We start from the raw sequence: 14,964 nt of genomic DNA on the forward strand, positions 1-14,964 counted from the left end.
ATTCATTTCTGAAAGAAGGAAGAAATATTCCTACCGGCCTCTCAAAAAATCAAAATCTTTCCATTACATGGGATAGGTCTCCGATTCCGCCTTCTTGGCTCTCGTCATAAGGGCTTCCAGGGCTCCCAGGGCATTGTGATCGCCTTTGATGAGATGGCAGACTTCTTCCGTAATAGGCATATCGATATGTTCGCGAAGGGCGATTTCATGGACCAGTCTGGCCGTGCGGATTCCTTCGACCACCATATTGGTACTGCTCCTGATTTCTTCTGCCGTCATCCCTTTGGCCATCATCATGCCGGCCCTGTGATTCCGGCTGTGTACGCTGGTACAGGTACAGACGAGATCTCCCATACCGGAAAGTCCGAAAAATGTGGTCATTTTCGCCCCAAAGTGGACTCCGAAACGGGTCATTTCCACCAGTCCCCGGGTCATGAGAGCTGCCCGGCAGTTATCCCCCAGGCCAATTCCGTCAAGGACCCCGCAAGCCAAGGCCATGATATTTTTCAAAGCGCCCCCGTACTCCACACCCCGGATATCATCACTCCGGTAAACGCGGAAAACGGGACTCATATAGATATCCTGTACACTCTGTACGGCTTCAGGTACTTCCGAAGCAGCTACCGTGGCGCAGGGAAGGCCGATTCCTACTTCTTCTGCATGATTCGGACCCGAAAGGGCCACGATTTTATTCGTTATACCGTCCACTTTTTTCGCAATCACTTCGGAAAGGCGGTGACCTTCATTGTCTGCCAGCCCTTTGGATGCGCAGACGACGAGAGCATCTTTCTGAAGAAACGGCGCAATCCGTTCCGCCATATTTTCCACCACATGAGATGGCGTGCAGATGATGCAGCAGTCTGCTCCCGAAACGGTTTCTTCCAGATCACTGATAATGCGGACTTTTTCCGGAATCCGTGCATCCGGCAGATACTCCTGATTGATGCGGCTTTTCCTCATCTTCGCCGCGGTTTCAGGATTTCTGCAATACATGACAAGGTCATCATGCCTGCCGGAGAGTTCGATCATCATGGCCGTTCCCCAGCCGCCGGCTCCTATCATGGCTATTTTCATGGGGTTACCTCTTTTCCCTGGAAATAGGCTTCTCTTCCCCTCTGAGAAGTCTCTTTATATTATCCTTATGCTTTCCAATCACGATCACTGCTGCCAGAGTGCCGAATCCCACGTATTCCAGAGGTTCTCCCCTGAGAAACATGACGATGGGCACCACCGGCGCCCCGATGATGGAGCCCAGTGAAACGATATGTTTCCATTTGAAAATGACAAGCCATACCAGAAAGGCAGCAAGTACGGCAGGCCAGCAGATATAGGTAAAGGCGCCGACCCCGCAGGCCACGCCTTTACCGCTTTTGAAATGAAGAAATACGGACCAGTCATTGCCAATGATGGCAAAAACGGCGCAGGCCAGGACAAGAGTAGGGTCCGGCATGCCGAGATGGACGGCGATGAATCCCTTCAGGAAATCACAGATAAAGACGGCAAGGCCCGCCCTGACGCCCAGTTCCCGGTAAGCATTGGTGGCGCCGATATTCCCGCTTCCCACCTTTTTCAGGTTGACGCCATAAAAGACACGGCCAATGATATACCCGCTCGGAATGGCGCCAATGAAATAGGCCAATGCGATCCAGAGGATGGACTCCATCACTCGGCGTCACCATCTTTCTTGCTTCTTACAACGATCCGGATCGGGGTGCCGTCAAAGACAAAGGCTTCCCGAAGTTTATTTTCAATGAAACGGACATAGGAGAAATGGATCAGTTTCGCATCATTCACGAACATGACAAACGTAGGCGGACGGATGCCCACCTGGGTCATGTAGTAAATCTTGGACACCCGGCCGGAATGGGCGGGCGGCGGATTGATCATCTTCGCGTCTTCCAGAAGATCATTCAGCACAGCCGTAGGCACGCGCAGGCACTGCTGCTCAGCCACGTTATAAATCATGTCCCCCAGCTTGTGGATGCGCTGTTTCGTAAGCGCTGAGCCGAAAAGCATGGAAACATAGGGGGCGAAAGGAAGGCCGTCCCGGATTTCCTTTTCCATTTCCACCATGGTATTCGTCTCTTTGGCCACGGTATCCCATTTATTGACGAAAAGGATCAGCCCCTTTCCGGCTTCATGGATATAACCGATGATTTTCTTGTCCTGTTCTGTCAGTTTGTCAATGGCATCGATGACGAAAATGGCCACGTCGCAGTTATCAATGGCCCGGATGGACCGGATAACGCTGTATTTTTCAAGAGGCTCATCGATTTTGCTCTTTTTCCGCATTCCTGCCGTATCGACCAGGATGAACGTTTTTCCTTTATATTTCCATACGGAATCCACGGCATCCCGGGTCGTCCCCATTTCATCAGCCACCAGGGACCGTTCATAGCCCAGAAGGGAATTGATGAGGGTGGATTTGCCTACATTCGGGCGGCCCACGATGGCAGTGCGGATGATATCTTCCGATTCTTCCGTATCGGCCGGCGGGAAGCCTTCCGTGATCCGGTCAAGGACTTCGCCAAATCCCAGGCGGTTCACTGCGGAAATAGCCACGGGATCCCCCAGGCCCAGGGAATAGAATTCATAGACGTCCATTTCCTGGTTTTCACTGTCCACTTTATTGACTCCCACCACCACAGGTTTTCCTGTTTTGCGGAGAAGTCCCGCAATCGTTTCGTCATCGGAAGTCATTCCGGCCCTTGCATCAACTACAAAGAGGATGACGTCGGCTTCTTCCATGGCCAATTCCGCCTGCTGACGGATTCCGCTGGAAATCTGGTCATGATCGTCCCGGAATTCGATGCCTCCCGTATCGATGAGGGTGAATTCCTTATCCAGCCATTTCACGTCACAATAAATCCTGTCCCTGGTCACCCCGGGAATATCCTCTACAATGGACACGCGGCGCTGGGCCAGTCCATTGATCAGGGTGGATTTCCCTACATTTGGCCTGCCAACGATGGCTACGAGAGGTTTACTCATATTCTGATCCTTTCCTTTAATGAGAATTGAAATCTCTATCTTTCACATGGGAAACACTCTCCCATTTTTTATTCATACTGTCTTAAAATTGTATGACGTAAAAGGGATTATGTCAAGCTGACAGACCGGCCCCGGCAGAAATGGACGTTTCAGGAAAAGATCAAAGTTCAATGGTTTGCTGAAATAAAAAAATCGGAAACCCTGCGCCATAAAAAATCTGCCGGAGGCTGCTGAAAAAATGAAATCAGCAAAAATCCTCTCAAGTTTAGAAAATTTAACGAATTTCTAATGAGACAAAATAAAATTTTTTCTACTATATGTATAGAGAGCAAAAAGAACGAGGCCTCGAGCCCGGCTCCAGCCGATCCGCCAGGCGCCCAGAAATTTAAAGCGGATCCGGAGCAAGGCCCACGTGTTCCGGATGCTTTCCATCCTCGAGGATTCTAAAATTCCAAAGTTGTTATAAAAAGCAAATACTCCCCCCGAAATGATTCAGTAACGGCAACCTCGCTCCGTACTCAGTCACGGGAAGCATATCCCAATGCGGGAATTCCTGATGCCGTATTGACAGGTAAGACCGAAACTCCGGAAAACGAACAATTCCTCGCTCCGGGAGTATTTTGCTGTACCAAAACCTTCGCCCTCCGGCGAAGGTTTTTTATTTTCATCGAAAGCTCCCCTCCGGGCGCAGTCCGGTTCCTGAATTTCCGGAGGGTATTTTTTCATCATTCCACAGCCGATTTCTGAAAATAAAAAAGCCGCCCCTTTCGGAGCGGCTTTTTTTGCAGTCAATTATTCAGCTTCATGAACCGGAGCTTCCACGAGCTGGAAGGAGATTCTTCTGCGGCCTTCATCGATATTGATGATGCGGACTTTCAGATCGTCTCCAACCTGGCAGATATCGCCCGGTTTCTTGTTGTGGTCATCGGTCATTTCATTGATGTGGAGCAGACCGGTCAGGCCGTCATCCAGTTCAACGATAACGCCGAACTCAAGGATCTTCACAACTTTAGCTTCTACTTCATCATCGATGTGATGGTTTTCGAGAGCGGTTTCCCAGGGGTTCGGCAGGCAATCCTTGTGGGAGAAGGAAATTCTCTGTTTTTCACGGTCGAAGGATTTGATCTTGACGTCAATTTCTTCTTCCGGTTTGAGAACGTCTTCTACCTTGCCGATCTTCTTCCAGGAAATATCGGAAATGTGAAGCAGGCCTTCCACGCCGTTGATACCAACGAATGCGCCGTATGGCATGATCTTCTTTACAACGCCTTTGAGAACGTCGCCGTTTTCATAAGCCTTTTCGATTTCGTCCATTTCAGCGTTTCTTTCATCTTCGAGGACTGCTTTGCGGGACAGAACGAGTCTGTTCTTTGTGCGGTCTACTTCGAGGATCTTGGCCTGGAACTTCTGGCCTACGAGACCCTGCAGGGAATGAACGAAGCGGAGATCACCCTGGGACAGGGGGATGAAACCGCGGAGAGATTTAAGCTGAACGAGCAGGCCGACTTTAATAGCTTCGATGCCTTCGCATTCAACGGATTCACCTTTTTCAAATGCTTCTTCAACAACGTCCCAGTCAGCCAGACGGTCTACCTTAATCTTGGACACGTAAATCGTGCTGTCTTCTTTGACGCCGCTGACAATCTGAACGCGCAGGGAGTCACCAACCTGCAGAACGTCCTTCAGGGATGCCGGTGCGGGGAAAGAATATTCATGGGCGAGCAGAACAGCTTCTGTCTTATATCCGAAAGAGATATAAGCCTTATCATCGTAAAGGTCTACTACCTTTCCTTCAACTACGCTGCCTTTATGCACGTCCAGGTTCATTTCTTCCTGATCCAGCATTTCCTTCATGTTTTCCATTATACAAACTACCTCCTCTATGATCCAGTCCGGTGTGGATGCACCGGCGGTGATGCCAATCTTGTCCCGGCTCGAGAACCATTCTGGTTTCAGTTCTTCTGCCGTTTCGATGTGATGCGTGGTGGTGCCCGATGACCGGCAGATTTCTGCCAGCCTCGTGGTATTGGCGCTGTTTTTTCCACCAATGACGATCATCACATCTACTTTTTCCGCCAGCTCACGCGCTGCCTGCTGTCGCTGCCTGGTCGCGTCACAGATGGATCTGTTCACGTGAAGGTCTTTCACCTTCTTTGCTATGGCAGCAATCAGTTGATCAGCCAGGGGCACTGAAAATGTAGTCTGCATGACTACATGGGCTTCCTGCATCGGCGGGAGTGCATCTACATCTTCCATGGTTTCCACCTGGTAAGAATGTCCCACCGCCCATTCAGCCACACTTATCATTTCCGGGTGCCTTTTTTCACCGATGAGTATAACCTGCTTTCCTTCATCCACCAGTTTCTTTGTGAGAATCTGATTTCGCCTGACGAAAGGGCAGGTCGCGTCCATTAGGGCCAGATTTTTGCACTTAAGCATATTATAGCACGAAGGGCCCACTCCGTGCGAGCGGATTATTACAGTTTTATCGGTGATTTCGTCGATTGTGTCTGCAGGGGGCACGCCTTTTTCAGCCAGCCTTCCCACCACCTGGGGATTGTGGATGATGGGCCCCAGCGTAACGGCCGGAATGCCCGAATCTGCGGCATTTTCCGCTATTTTCAGGGCTCTCCTGACGCCGTAGCAGAAGCCCATGACTTTCGATTTATAGATTTCCATTATGATTCCGTTATCCTTTTGTGCCGGCTATAATCCGACTTCAAAGATAATTATAAAAAATATCATTATCAGTCTCAGAGGCATTTCCTGAGAAAATAAAAGAACTGCCTTTACTTTGCCCTCTTCAGGTATTCATCCCTCATGGCCTCGATGCGCCCTTTGATATCGTCATTGATTTCCTTGACCAGGTCATCCGTAGGTCTCTGCTTTTTGACCGGTACCGGTTTGCCGATGAGTACGGCCAGGGGTCCCTTCCGGTGAGGAAGATCTTTGGAGCCGATGACGGCTACCGGAATGATAGGAGTCCCTGTCATGAGGGCAAGGGATGCCATGCCGGAATGGAAACGGCCCAGGCCCTCTTTCCGGATGCGGGTGCCTTCCGGGAAAATGCCCAGGGGATTTCCTGCCTTCAGTTCACGGACAGCCTGGCGGATGGCCGTGCGGTCAATGGTCCCCCGCTTGACGGGAAATGTGCCGAACTGACGGATAAGCCAGCCGAAGAAAGGATTTTTGAAAAGTTCTTCCTTCGCCATGTAGTGAATGACCCGGTTATGGAAAGCCACGCCGATCACCGGGGGATCCCAGTAACTTTTATGGTTCGGCGCCACGATGATGGCTCCCCTGTCCGGTATATTTTCCCGTCCCTCCACATGAAGGCCCAGAATTGTAAAGAAGAGGAAATTGAGGACTGCCCTTGTAATCACGTAAAACATGGTGCCTCCTTACCGGTCAAAGCCGGGGAATTTCTTTTCACAAATGGAAATAATAGCTTCCGCCGTACCCTCGAGGGTGAGGTCCCCGTTGTCGAGAAGAATGGCATCTTCTGCCTTTCGGAGAGGAGAAATCTCCCGATGGCTGTCCAGATAGTCTCTCCGGCTGATTTCCTTCTCCACTTCTTCCATGGTCATTTCCGGATGGACTTCGGTGATTTCCTTGAACCGGCGAAGCGCCCTCGTATGGACGGAAGCGGTGAGGAAGATTTTCACATCCGCCTTCGGAAGGACCGTGGTACCGATGTCCCGGCCGTCCAGGACGATTCCTCCCTTTTCGGCCTGTTTCCGCTGGATGACCACCATGGCCTTCCGGACGCCGCCGATAGCGGAAACTGCGGAGACCTTTGAAGACACTTCAGGAGTCCGAATGAAAGGAGTCACATTCTTTCCATCCACGAAGACTTCCATGCCCGCCTCTCCCGGCTGCACTTCCATATCCAGTTTTTCTGTCATGGAAATAATCGATTCTTCCCCTTCCACTTTCCGGGTGAGGACTTCATAAGTCACGGCCCGGTACATGGCACCGGTGTCCAGATAGGCATAGTGAAGCCGTCCGGCGAGGATTTTGGAAACACTGCTCTTCCCTGCCCCTGCAGGTCCATCAATGGCAATAGATAATTTACGCATGTTCACTCCTTACGGCAGAAAGGGCTGCCAGATGGCCGGTGGAAAAAGCGGCCTGTAAATTATACCCGCCGGTGAAGGCATGGATATCCAGCACTTCTCCTGCGAAATAAAGATTCTGAATGAGTTTCGATTCCATGGTGGACGGATTGACTTCTTTCACTGAAATCCCTCCGGCCGTCACAATGGCTTCTTCAATGGGTCTTGTCCCTGTAATGGTGAGAGGCATGGCTTTCAGGGTCTCTACCAGTTTGAGGCGGTCCGCCTTTTTGAGATCGCTCACGGGAAGGTCTCTCGGAATGCCTGCCAGGTTCAGGACCACGTCGATCATGCGATGAAGCATGAGGTCCTGCAGGGCTCCCGCCATCTGCCGCTTCTGGTATTTCTCCAGATCCCGGAGGACTCTTTTGTCCAGCACTTCCCTCGTAAGAGCCGGTTTGAGGTCAATGGACCCTTTCACGGAATGGCCCTGGGAGAGCCACAGGGAAACTTTGTCGGAAAGGGAAAGGACGATGGGGCCGGAAATGCCGAAATGGGTGAAAAGCATTTCGCCAAATTCTTCCCCTTTCCTCCTGCCCCCGCCGTCTACGGAAAGTGTGACGTTTTTCAAAGAAATCCCCTGGAGCTCTCTGCAGTATTCTTCCCGGCAGACTAGAGGAATCAAAGCCGGACGAATGGTCGTCACTTTGTGGCCCAGCTCTCTGGCCATGCGATACCCGTCTCCCGTGGAGCCGGTCCGGGGATAAGAGGCCCCTCCTGTCGTCAGGATGACTGCGTCGGCCTCATACATTCTTTTCCCCGTCAGGATGCCTTTGACCCGGCCGCCCTCTGTAAGGATTTTCCTGACCGGTTCTTCCAGATGAAGATCCACTTTTTCATCGGCCAGTTTTTTCATGAAAAGGTGACGCACTTCCTGGGCATCGTCGCTTTGGGGAAATACCCGTCCTCCCCGTTCCACTTTGGTGGCCAGGCCCCAGCTGTGGAGAAGGTCCAGAAGGTCTTCATTATTGAATTTTTCATAGGCGCTGTAAAGAAAGCGGCCGTTTCCCGGAGTTTTGGCGATGAAATCCATGATGGGAGCCGCATTCGTGATGTTGCACCGGCCTTTCCCCGTGATGCCCATCTTGAGCCCCACCTTGGGCATTTTTTCGAAGAGGGAAACCTGTCCCCCTTCATGGGCTGCGGTAATGGCACAGAGAAGGCCTGCCACGCCGCCGCCGATGACAATAATTTTCTTAGCGGTAGAGCTCATACAGTTTACGAACCTCCTCGCTCGTCAGCCTGCGATAGCTTCCCCTGGATAAGCCTTCCAGGGTAAGGAAGCTGTAACCCACCCGGACCAGTTCAAAAACCGGATAATGATAGGCTTCCATCATCTTTCGGATTTCCCTGTTTTTCCCTTCGTGAAGGGTCATGCGGACCCGGGTCTTATTTTTTTCTTTATTATATTCCAGCACTTCGATCTTGCAGGGCGCGGTGACTCCCGTATCGATGCGGACACCCCGGGACATTTTATCCGCAGCCTTGGGCGAATACCTTCCCCGCACGGTGACCTCATAAATTTTCTCCACTTCATGGCTCGGATGGGTGAGGATATAGTCCAGGTCCCCGTCATTCGTCATGATGAGAAGTCCTTCGGAATGGTAGTCCAGCCGTCCCACGGGGAAAATCCTCTCCCGGATGGTGCGGAAATAGTCCATCACCGTCCGCCGCCCCTGAGGGTCGGAAACGGACGTAATGACGCTGTCCGGCTTGTAGAAGAGGAAATATTTCTTCCGCTCCGGCTTCACCACCGTACCCAGGGCTTCGATTCTGTCCTTCACGGGATCCGCTTCGCTCCCCAGCTCGGTTACCACCTTGCCATTCACTTTCACCTGTCCTGAAGTGATCAGTTCTTCCGCTTTTCTCCGGGAACAGATGCCGGCATGGCTCAATATTTTCTGCAGTCTTTCTTTCAAAATAAATCTCCTTCATCTGGCTTCTCCGACCACCGGGTCTTCAGCTCGCTCACGTCATTGAGTCCCGTGCAGTTGAGAAACCGTTTTGTCGTTCCATATAAGATGGGCCGGCCCGGCACGTCAAGGCGGCCCCGCTCTTCGATCAGGTCTTTATCCAGGAGCTGGGAAATCATCCTCCCCGCCGATACGCCCCGGATCTTCTCTATTTCCACCCGCGTCACCGGCTCTTTGCAGGCGATGACGGCCAAAGTCTCCATGGCCGACTGGGATAGAGGAGTCTGCTTTCCGAGCACCTCGTTCAGCCAGGAATCATATTTCTTCTTTGTCACCAGGGAATAGCCCGCCCCCGTCTGATGGAGGGTAATGCCCGAGTCGGGACCGTCATATTTCTCCTGCAGGAGGGAAAGGGCTTTTTCCACGGTCACCGTATCTTCTCCCAGCACTTCTGACAGGTCTTTCAATTCCACCGGACTTCCCTTGGCGAAAAGGAACGTCTCAATGAGCGCCATCAATCCTTCCAGGCTTTTCATAGATTCACTCCTTCCACCACCATGCCCTCTGCCCGGTCTGAAATCCTTGCCTTCCCCAGGCGGATCAGCTCAAGCAGGGCAAAAAACGAGACCACCAGGCGCAACCTTGTCTTCAGCCCCTTCAGATACTCCATAAAATTCACCTTTCCATAGAGGGAAAGGTGCTTCTCCCAGCCTGCGATTTCCTCATCCAGCGAAACTTCTTCAGCCGGGAGCAGGGATCCTTCTTCTTCCCGGATCGAATCATAGAGGGAAAGGAAGGCAGCCCGGAGACGGATGAGGGAAATTTTCCCCTGAAAAGCGCCGCCCCTGATGACCGCCGGTTCCCTGGCCCGGTAAGGCCGCTCCTCCTCCATGAGGCTTTCGATGCGGGCCTTGATTTCCTTCATCATTTTGAATTCTTCCAGGGACCTTGCCAGTTCCTGCCGGGGATCCTCGGACTCATCCGTTTCCTCCTGCCGCCGGGCAGGGAGAAGCATTCGCGACTTGATGAGAAGGAGGGTCGAAGCCATGGCAAAAAAACTGCTCCCCAGCTCCAGATTGAATTCCCTGGCCTTCCGGAGATAGTCCAGGTACTGATCCGTGATGAGATGGATGGGAATGTCATGAATATCGATCCGGTCCTTCGTGACCAGATGGAGGAGCAGATCCAGGGGTCCCTCGAAAACGGGCAGATTCACCTGGTACTCCACTGCTTTTTCTTCGTCCATCCCCTCATCCTTTCCGCAAGAACACTTTTCCAATATACCTTTTACATATTAACACAGAAGATAAGAAAGGAAAAGAAAAGAGCCCTCCTTTTTAAGGAAATCAGAATTATGTATAATGAATCAGAAGGAGATTTTATATGAATCAAAATAAAAAAGGAAATAGACCTCTTCCCCCTTTCACTTCCGCCCTCCTTTCCATGGCAGAAATGAATCGGGAAGACTTCGATACCCCCGGCCATCACGGGGGAGCATTTTACAATCTCACCGAAGAAGGCCGGCTCTTCACGAAACTCATGGGCCCCGCCCCCTTCCTGGCCGACGTTTCCGATTCGTCGTCCCTCATCGGCGACCCTTCCTCTCATGAAGGCGTCACGGGACTGGCTGAGAAAATGGCTGCAAAGACCTGGGGCAGCGATGAATGCTTTTTCGTTACCGGCGGCACGTCCGCATCGAACCGGATCTGTGCCTCCGCCCTTCTTTCAGAAGGAGACCTGGTCCTCTTTGACCGGAACAATCACAAATCCTCCTGGCAGGGAGCCCTCATCGAAACGGGGGCGAAAGCGGTGTACCTCCCGTCGGAGCGAAATGAAAACGGCATCATCGGCCCTATCGATGAAAAATGGTTAAATGAAGAAATCCTCCGCGAAGAAGCCGCCAAAATCAGTCCTGCTGCGGCTGGAAAAGAGCGGCCTTTCCGCCTTGCCTGCCTCCAGCTGGCCACCTATGACGGACTCTTCCTCAACATGAAGGAAATACTGAAACGCATCGGGCGGCTTGCGGATTACGTCCTTCTAGACGGCGCCTGGGCGGGCTATGAGAATTTCATTCCCCTCCTTAAGGATTCGGCGATCCTCACTTTCCCTCTCACGAAAGAGGACCCGGGCATCCTGGTCACCCAATCCGTCCACAAGCAGCTGGCGGGATTCTCACAGACCAGCCAGATTCACAAGAAAGACAGCCATATCAAAGGCGAAGCGCGATACCTTCCCCATGACGTCCTGAACGATGCCTTTCTCATGCATATTTCCACGTCCCCCTACTATCCGCTCCTCGCGGGCCTCGAGATGAATGCGTTCATCCATCAGAAAAAGGGAACGGACCTGTGGGAGAAAGCCTTCCGTTCTGCCATCGGGCTGAAAAAGAGACTTCGGAAGGAAACGGAATTCTTCAAACCCTTCCTCCCCGAAAAAGTGCATGGGAAAGACTGGGCTGACTTTGATACGGAAACCATCATGAAGGATCCTGCCTTTTTTACTGTAAATAAGGAAATGGGATTCCAGAGATCCTCCCTCGTGACCCTGGACCCCTGCAAGACCCTCATCACCACGGGGTCCTTCACCGATGAAAACCACTCCATTCCCGCCCCCCTCGTTTCCTCGTACCTGGAGAGCCAGGGAATCACTCCGGAAAAATCCGATTTCTATACCCTCCTTTTCCTGAACCAGCCGGGAGACACCCCGGAGAAAGCGGAACGGCTCCTCTCCGCGCTGAAGGAATTTGAGACGGCCTACCACGAAAACAGGCCCATGAAGACTTTCCTTCCTTCCATTTCCGCAAAGCCCGGGGAAGGGGTAAAAGATTTCTGCTGCCGATACAGCCATTTCCTTTTCACGAAAAAGGCGGGAGACCTCTCAAAGGCTTTATTTCAAAAGGAACATTTCCCGAAAGCGCCCCTTTCCGCCCGACGGGCCCATGAGCTTTTTGTCAAAGGGAAAAGGAAAAAAATCCCCCTTGCCGAAGCGGAAGGTCGTATTTCCCTGGAAAATATCCTTCCCTACCCGCCGGGGATCTGCGTCCTGGCGGCCGGTGAAGTCTGGTCAAAGACCGTCCTCGACTATTTCCTCTTCCTTGAAGCATACGGGAAAGAATTCCCCGATTTCCTCCCCGAAATCGTAGGCCTCCACCGGGAAGATGATAGTCCTTATGTATGGGTGGGATGAATAAAAAGTGACTTGACAAAATAATCTTTTCCGATTAATCTACAAAGTATAAACCGTTGAAGCGGAGATCAAAGCAGGAAATGCGCGCAAAGAGAGTCCTACCCGGTGAGAATGGATCGAGATGCAGTCTGCCAAATGGACCGCTGAGGGCATGGCGAAACCTTCGGGGAGTATCCCATGACGTAGGGCATACGTTAGTTGCCGGGGATATGTCAGTATCCCGCTAAGAGCACGTAATCGTGAAACAAGGTGGCACCGCGGAAACATCCGTCCTTGGCAGAATTATTCCTGCCCGGGCGGATTTTTTATTGCCCGGACGTTTCAAAGGAGGTTACTATGTACCCGTCTCTTGAAGAAGTCAGAAAACTCAGCGCAGAAGGGATTTACAAACGGATCCCCGTGTGCCGCGAAATCATGGCAGACCGCTTTACGACCATCGAAGTCATGCGGACTCTCCGGGCCGCCAGCCATCACTGCTTTATGCTCGAAAGCGCAGAAAACAATCAGCCCTGGAGCCGCTATTCCTTCCTGGGTTATGACCCTACCCTGGAACTCACCTGCCTGAACGGACGCCTTCGCATCCGGAAAGGTGATGAAAATGAAGAACAGGAAGAAACCATAGAAATGGTGGACCACCCCGGCGATGCCATCCGGAAAATTCTCGCCGAAAACAAAAGTCCCAAACTCGAAGGCCTTCCCCCTTTCACGGGCGGCCTCGTAGGCTTTTTCTCCTATGACTACATCAAGTATGCCGAACCCACATTGAAGCTCACCAATGTGGAAAACGCCGATTTCAATGACGTAGACCTCATGCTCTTTGATAAACTCATCATTTTTGATGCCTTCAAACAGAAAATCATTCTCTTCTGCGGCGTATCCACGGATAATCCTGAAGAATCCTATAAAGAAGCGGAAGAAAAACTGGAAGACATGGCGCGTCTCCTCTCCTCCGGCGCCCGGGCAGCCTTCAAGCCCCTGGAACTCCTGGAACCTTTGACTCCTGCCCATTCGAAAGAAGAATACGGGGCCATGGTGAACAAGGCGAAACACTATATCGTGGAAGGCGACATTTTCCAGGTCGTCCTGTCCAATCCATTGACCGCGAGAGCCAAAGGCAGCATTTTTGACGTCTATCGCGTTCTCCGCATGCTGAATCCCTCGCCCTATATGTTCTACTTCACCTCTGACAATGTGGAAATAGCGGGCGCCTCCCCCGAAACCCTGGCCAAACTCCAGGACGGCACCCTTTACACCTTCCCCCTGGCCGGCACCCGTCCCAGAGGAAAGACGCAGGAAGAAGACAAAGCTCTGGAAGCTGGCCTTCTCAAAGATGAAAAAGAACTGGCCGAACACAATATGCTCGTCGACCTTGGCCGAAACGATCTGGGAAAAATCAGCCGGATCGGTACCGTCAAAGTAGACCGTTATCTCAATATCCTCCGTTTCTCCCACGTCATGCATATCGGATCCACCGTAGAAGGAAAAATCCGGGATGACAAAGACGGAGTCGATGCCATCGATTCCGTCCTCCCTGCAGGAACCCTCTCGGGAGCGCCGAAACTAAGGGCCTGCGAAATCATTGAAGAACAGGAATCTAGGAAACGGGGCATCTACGGAGGAGCCATCGGATATCTTGATTTCTCAGGAAATATGGATACCTGCATCGGCATCCGTCTCGCCTATAAGAAAAATGGAGTCCTCTGCGTCCAGTCCGGTGCAGGCATCGTAGCCGACAGCCAGCCGGAGAAAGAATACCAGGAATGCCTGAACAAGGCCAAAGCCCTCACCACCGCTATTTCCGAGGCAGAAGGAGGATTAGAATGATCATACTCATTGACAACTACGACAGCTTTTCCTACAATCTATACCAGCTTGCAGGAAGCCTCTATCCCGATATCAGAGTCGTCAGGAACGATGCCTATACCGTCCAGGAACTGGAAGAAATAAATCCCGAAGCCATCCTCATCTCCCCCGGTCCCGGACGGCCCGAAGACGCAGGCGTCTCCATCGAAGCCATCCGCTATTTCGCGCCGAAAATCCCAATTTTAGGCGTATGCCTGGGCCATCAGGCCATCTGCAAATGCTTCGGCGCCACCGTCTCCTATGCCAAAGAACTGGTTCATGGCAAAGCCTTCACCATTACCCTCGACACCGAAAGCCCCCTCTTCAAAGGAATGGACAAAGAAATCAAAGCCGCCCGCTACCACTCCCTGGCAGCTATAGAAAGCACGATGCCCGAATGCCTTAAAATCACCGCCCGCACAAAAGACGGAGAAATCATGGCGGTCGAACACAGAGGCTATCCCGTCTACGGACTCCAGTTCCACCCCGAATCCATCATGACCCCCGAAGGCCATAAAATCCTCGAAAACTTCTTCGCCATAGCGAAAGAGCGGGGAGCAGTGAGCCGTTAGCTGTTAGCCGTTAGCAGCCAGCCATTAGCCATTAGCCATCCGCTCAAACGAATGGAAATATTTCCACTGAAAAGCCCGAAAAAGTCAACTATTTCCACCGATTTCATTTGACAGGAACCGGAAAATCTTTTATAATAATAAAGCTGTTTCATATCGGACAGCGAAATTTTTAGAGAGGTGATCTACACAATGGCAACAAACAAGAATCTCCGTTTTAAGACAAGCAGACGTTTCGGCGTAAACGTATACGGCCATCCGAAAGCGTTAAAACGGCAGGTAGCAGACGCTCATCAGAAAAAACAGTCTGAATACGGCGTTCAGCTCGCAGAAAAACAGAAAGTGAAA

Annotated in this window: 13 protein-coding genes and 1 pseudogene; 4 read left to right on the forward strand and 10 right to left on the reverse strand. The window is 51.7% G+C overall.

The window, feature by feature from the left end; translation table 11 throughout:
• Positions 1 to 63: 63 nt before the first annotated feature.
• The 10 genes from VZT47_RS03840 to VZT47_RS03885 all read right to left on the reverse strand — a co-directional run bounded on the left by VZT47_RS03840 (position 64) and on the right by VZT47_RS03885 (position 10,265).
• On the reverse strand, positions 64 to 1,074 hold the full coding sequence (locus VZT47_RS03840; protein ID WP_330223652.1) for an NAD(P)H-dependent glycerol-3-phosphate dehydrogenase: 1,011 nt from the start codon (positions 1,072 to 1,074) through the stop codon (positions 64 to 66).
• A gap of 4 nt (positions 1,075 to 1,078) precedes the next feature.
• The gene (gene plsY / locus VZT47_RS03845; protein WP_330223666.1) at positions 1,079 to 1,663 is read right to left on the reverse strand and encodes a glycerol-3-phosphate 1-O-acyltransferase PlsY; all 585 of its coding nucleotides are present in this window, start codon (positions 1,661 to 1,663) and stop codon (positions 1,079 to 1,081) included.
• Positions 1,663 to 2,991 carry a ribosome biogenesis GTPase Der gene (der, locus tag VZT47_RS03850; protein ID WP_330223653.1) on the reverse strand — a complete coding sequence of 443 codons (1,329 nt, stop codon included), beginning with the start codon at positions 2,989 to 2,991 and terminating at the stop codon, positions 1,663 to 1,665. The genes plsY and der overlap by 1 nt, the downstream gene beginning before the upstream one ends.
• Positions 2,992 to 3,783: 792 nt before the next feature.
• Positions 3,784 to 5,670 carry a bifunctional 4-hydroxy-3-methylbut-2-enyl diphosphate reductase/30S ribosomal protein S1 gene (locus VZT47_RS03855; protein ID WP_330223654.1) on the reverse strand — a complete coding sequence of 629 codons (1,887 nt, stop codon included), beginning with the start codon at positions 5,668 to 5,670 and terminating at the stop codon, positions 3,784 to 3,786.
• A 110-nt stretch (positions 5,671 to 5,780) separates the two neighbouring features.
• Complete coding sequence (locus VZT47_RS03860; protein WP_330223655.1) at positions 5,781 to 6,383, reverse strand: lysophospholipid acyltransferase family protein; 603 nt, start codon at positions 6,381 to 6,383, stop codon at positions 5,781 to 5,783.
• A gap of 9 nt (positions 6,384 to 6,392) precedes the next feature.
• Positions 6,393 to 7,070 carry a (d)CMP kinase gene (gene cmk / locus VZT47_RS03865; RefSeq protein WP_330223656.1) on the reverse strand — a complete coding sequence of 226 codons (678 nt, stop codon included), beginning with the start codon at positions 7,068 to 7,070 and terminating at the stop codon, positions 6,393 to 6,395.
• Positions 7,063 to 8,319 carry an NAD(P)/FAD-dependent oxidoreductase gene (locus tag VZT47_RS03870; RefSeq protein WP_330223657.1) on the reverse strand — a complete coding sequence of 419 codons (1,257 nt, stop codon included), beginning with the start codon at positions 8,317 to 8,319 and terminating at the stop codon, positions 7,063 to 7,065. The genes cmk and VZT47_RS03870 overlap by 8 nt, the downstream gene beginning before the upstream one ends.
• Positions 8,303 to 9,025 (reverse strand): pseudouridine synthase, encoded by a 723-nt coding sequence (locus VZT47_RS03875; protein WP_330223658.1) that lies wholly within the window; start codon positions 9,023 to 9,025, stop codon positions 8,303 to 8,305. The genes VZT47_RS03870 and VZT47_RS03875 overlap by 17 nt, the downstream gene beginning before the upstream one ends.
• Positions 9,022 to 9,555: an SMC-Scp complex subunit ScpB gene (gene scpB / locus VZT47_RS03880; RefSeq protein ID WP_330223659.1), complete on the reverse strand. Its 534-nt coding sequence runs from the start codon at positions 9,553 to 9,555 to the stop codon at positions 9,022 to 9,024. Before scpB ends, VZT47_RS03875 begins: the two co-directional genes overlap by 4 nt.
• On the reverse strand, positions 9,552 to 10,265 hold the full coding sequence (locus VZT47_RS03885; protein ID WP_330223660.1) for a segregation and condensation protein A: 714 nt from the start codon (positions 10,263 to 10,265) through the stop codon (positions 9,552 to 9,554). Before VZT47_RS03885 ends, scpB begins: the two co-directional genes overlap by 4 nt.
• Before the next feature lie 137 nt (positions 10,266 to 10,402).
• On the opposite strand from VZT47_RS03885, the gene VZT47_RS03890 reads away from it, so the two are divergent.
• From VZT47_RS03890 to VZT47_RS03905, 4 genes and pseudogenes are all read left to right on the forward strand, one after another.
• On the forward strand, positions 10,403 to 12,205 hold the full coding sequence (locus tag VZT47_RS03890; RefSeq protein WP_330223661.1) for an ornithine decarboxylase: 1,803 nt from the start codon (positions 10,403 to 10,405) through the stop codon (positions 12,203 to 12,205).
• Between the two features lie 336 nt (positions 12,206 to 12,541).
• Positions 12,542 to 14,029: an anthranilate synthase component I gene (trpE, locus tag VZT47_RS03895; protein ID WP_330223662.1), complete on the forward strand. Its 1,488-nt coding sequence runs from the start codon at positions 12,542 to 12,544 to the stop codon at positions 14,027 to 14,029.
• Positions 14,026 to 14,619, forward strand: coding sequence for an anthranilate synthase component II (locus VZT47_RS03900; RefSeq protein WP_330223663.1), 594 nt, complete (start codon positions 14,026 to 14,028; stop codon positions 14,617 to 14,619). Before trpE ends, VZT47_RS03900 begins: the two co-directional genes overlap by 4 nt.
• A gap of 189 nt (positions 14,620 to 14,808) precedes the next feature.
• Positions 14,809 to 14,964 (forward strand): annotated as a pseudogene (locus VZT47_RS03905) (30S ribosomal protein S4); the annotation flags it as partial.

Source organism: Dialister sp. (assembly GCF_036343215.1).
Classification (GTDB): Bacteria; Bacillota; Negativicutes; order Veillonellales; family Dialisteraceae; genus Dialister.

Coding starts and splice junctions, on each gene's coding strand:
- VZT47_RS03840 (WP_330223652.1), bottom strand. CDS start 1,074: ATGAAAATAGCCATGATAGGAGCCGGCGGCTGGGGAACGGCCATGATG.
- plsY (WP_330223666.1), bottom strand. CDS start 1,663: ATGGAGTCCATCCTCTGGATCGCATTGGCCTATTTCATTGGCGCCATT.
- der (WP_330223653.1), bottom strand. CDS start 2,991: ATGAGTAAACCTCTCGTAGCCATCGTTGGCAGGCCAAATGTAGGGAAA.
- VZT47_RS03855 (WP_330223654.1), bottom strand. CDS start 5,670: ATGGAAATCTATAAATCGAAAGTCATGGGCTTCTGCTACGGCGTCAGG.
- VZT47_RS03860 (WP_330223655.1), bottom strand. CDS start 6,383: ATGTTTTACGTGATTACAAGGGCAGTCCTCAATTTCCTCTTCTTTACA.
- cmk (WP_330223656.1), bottom strand. CDS start 7,070: ATGCGTAAATTATCTATTGCCATTGATGGACCTGCAGGGGCAGGGAAG.
- VZT47_RS03870 (WP_330223657.1), bottom strand. CDS start 8,319: ATGAGCTCTACCGCTAAGAAAATTATTGTCATCGGCGGCGGCGTGGCA.
- scpB (WP_330223659.1), bottom strand. CDS start 9,555: ATGAAAAGCCTGGAAGGATTGATGGCGCTCATTGAGACGTTCCTTTTC.
- VZT47_RS03885 (WP_330223660.1), bottom strand. CDS start 10,265: ATGGACGAAGAAAAAGCAGTGGAGTACCAGGTGAATCTGCCCGTTTTC.
- VZT47_RS03890 (WP_330223661.1), top strand. CDS start 10,403: ATGAATCAAAATAAAAAAGGAAATAGACCTCTTCCCCCTTTCACTTCC.
- trpE (WP_330223662.1), top strand. CDS start 12,542: ATGTACCCGTCTCTTGAAGAAGTCAGAAAACTCAGCGCAGAAGGGATT.
- VZT47_RS03900 (WP_330223663.1), top strand. CDS start 14,026: ATGATCATACTCATTGACAACTACGACAGCTTTTCCTACAATCTATAC.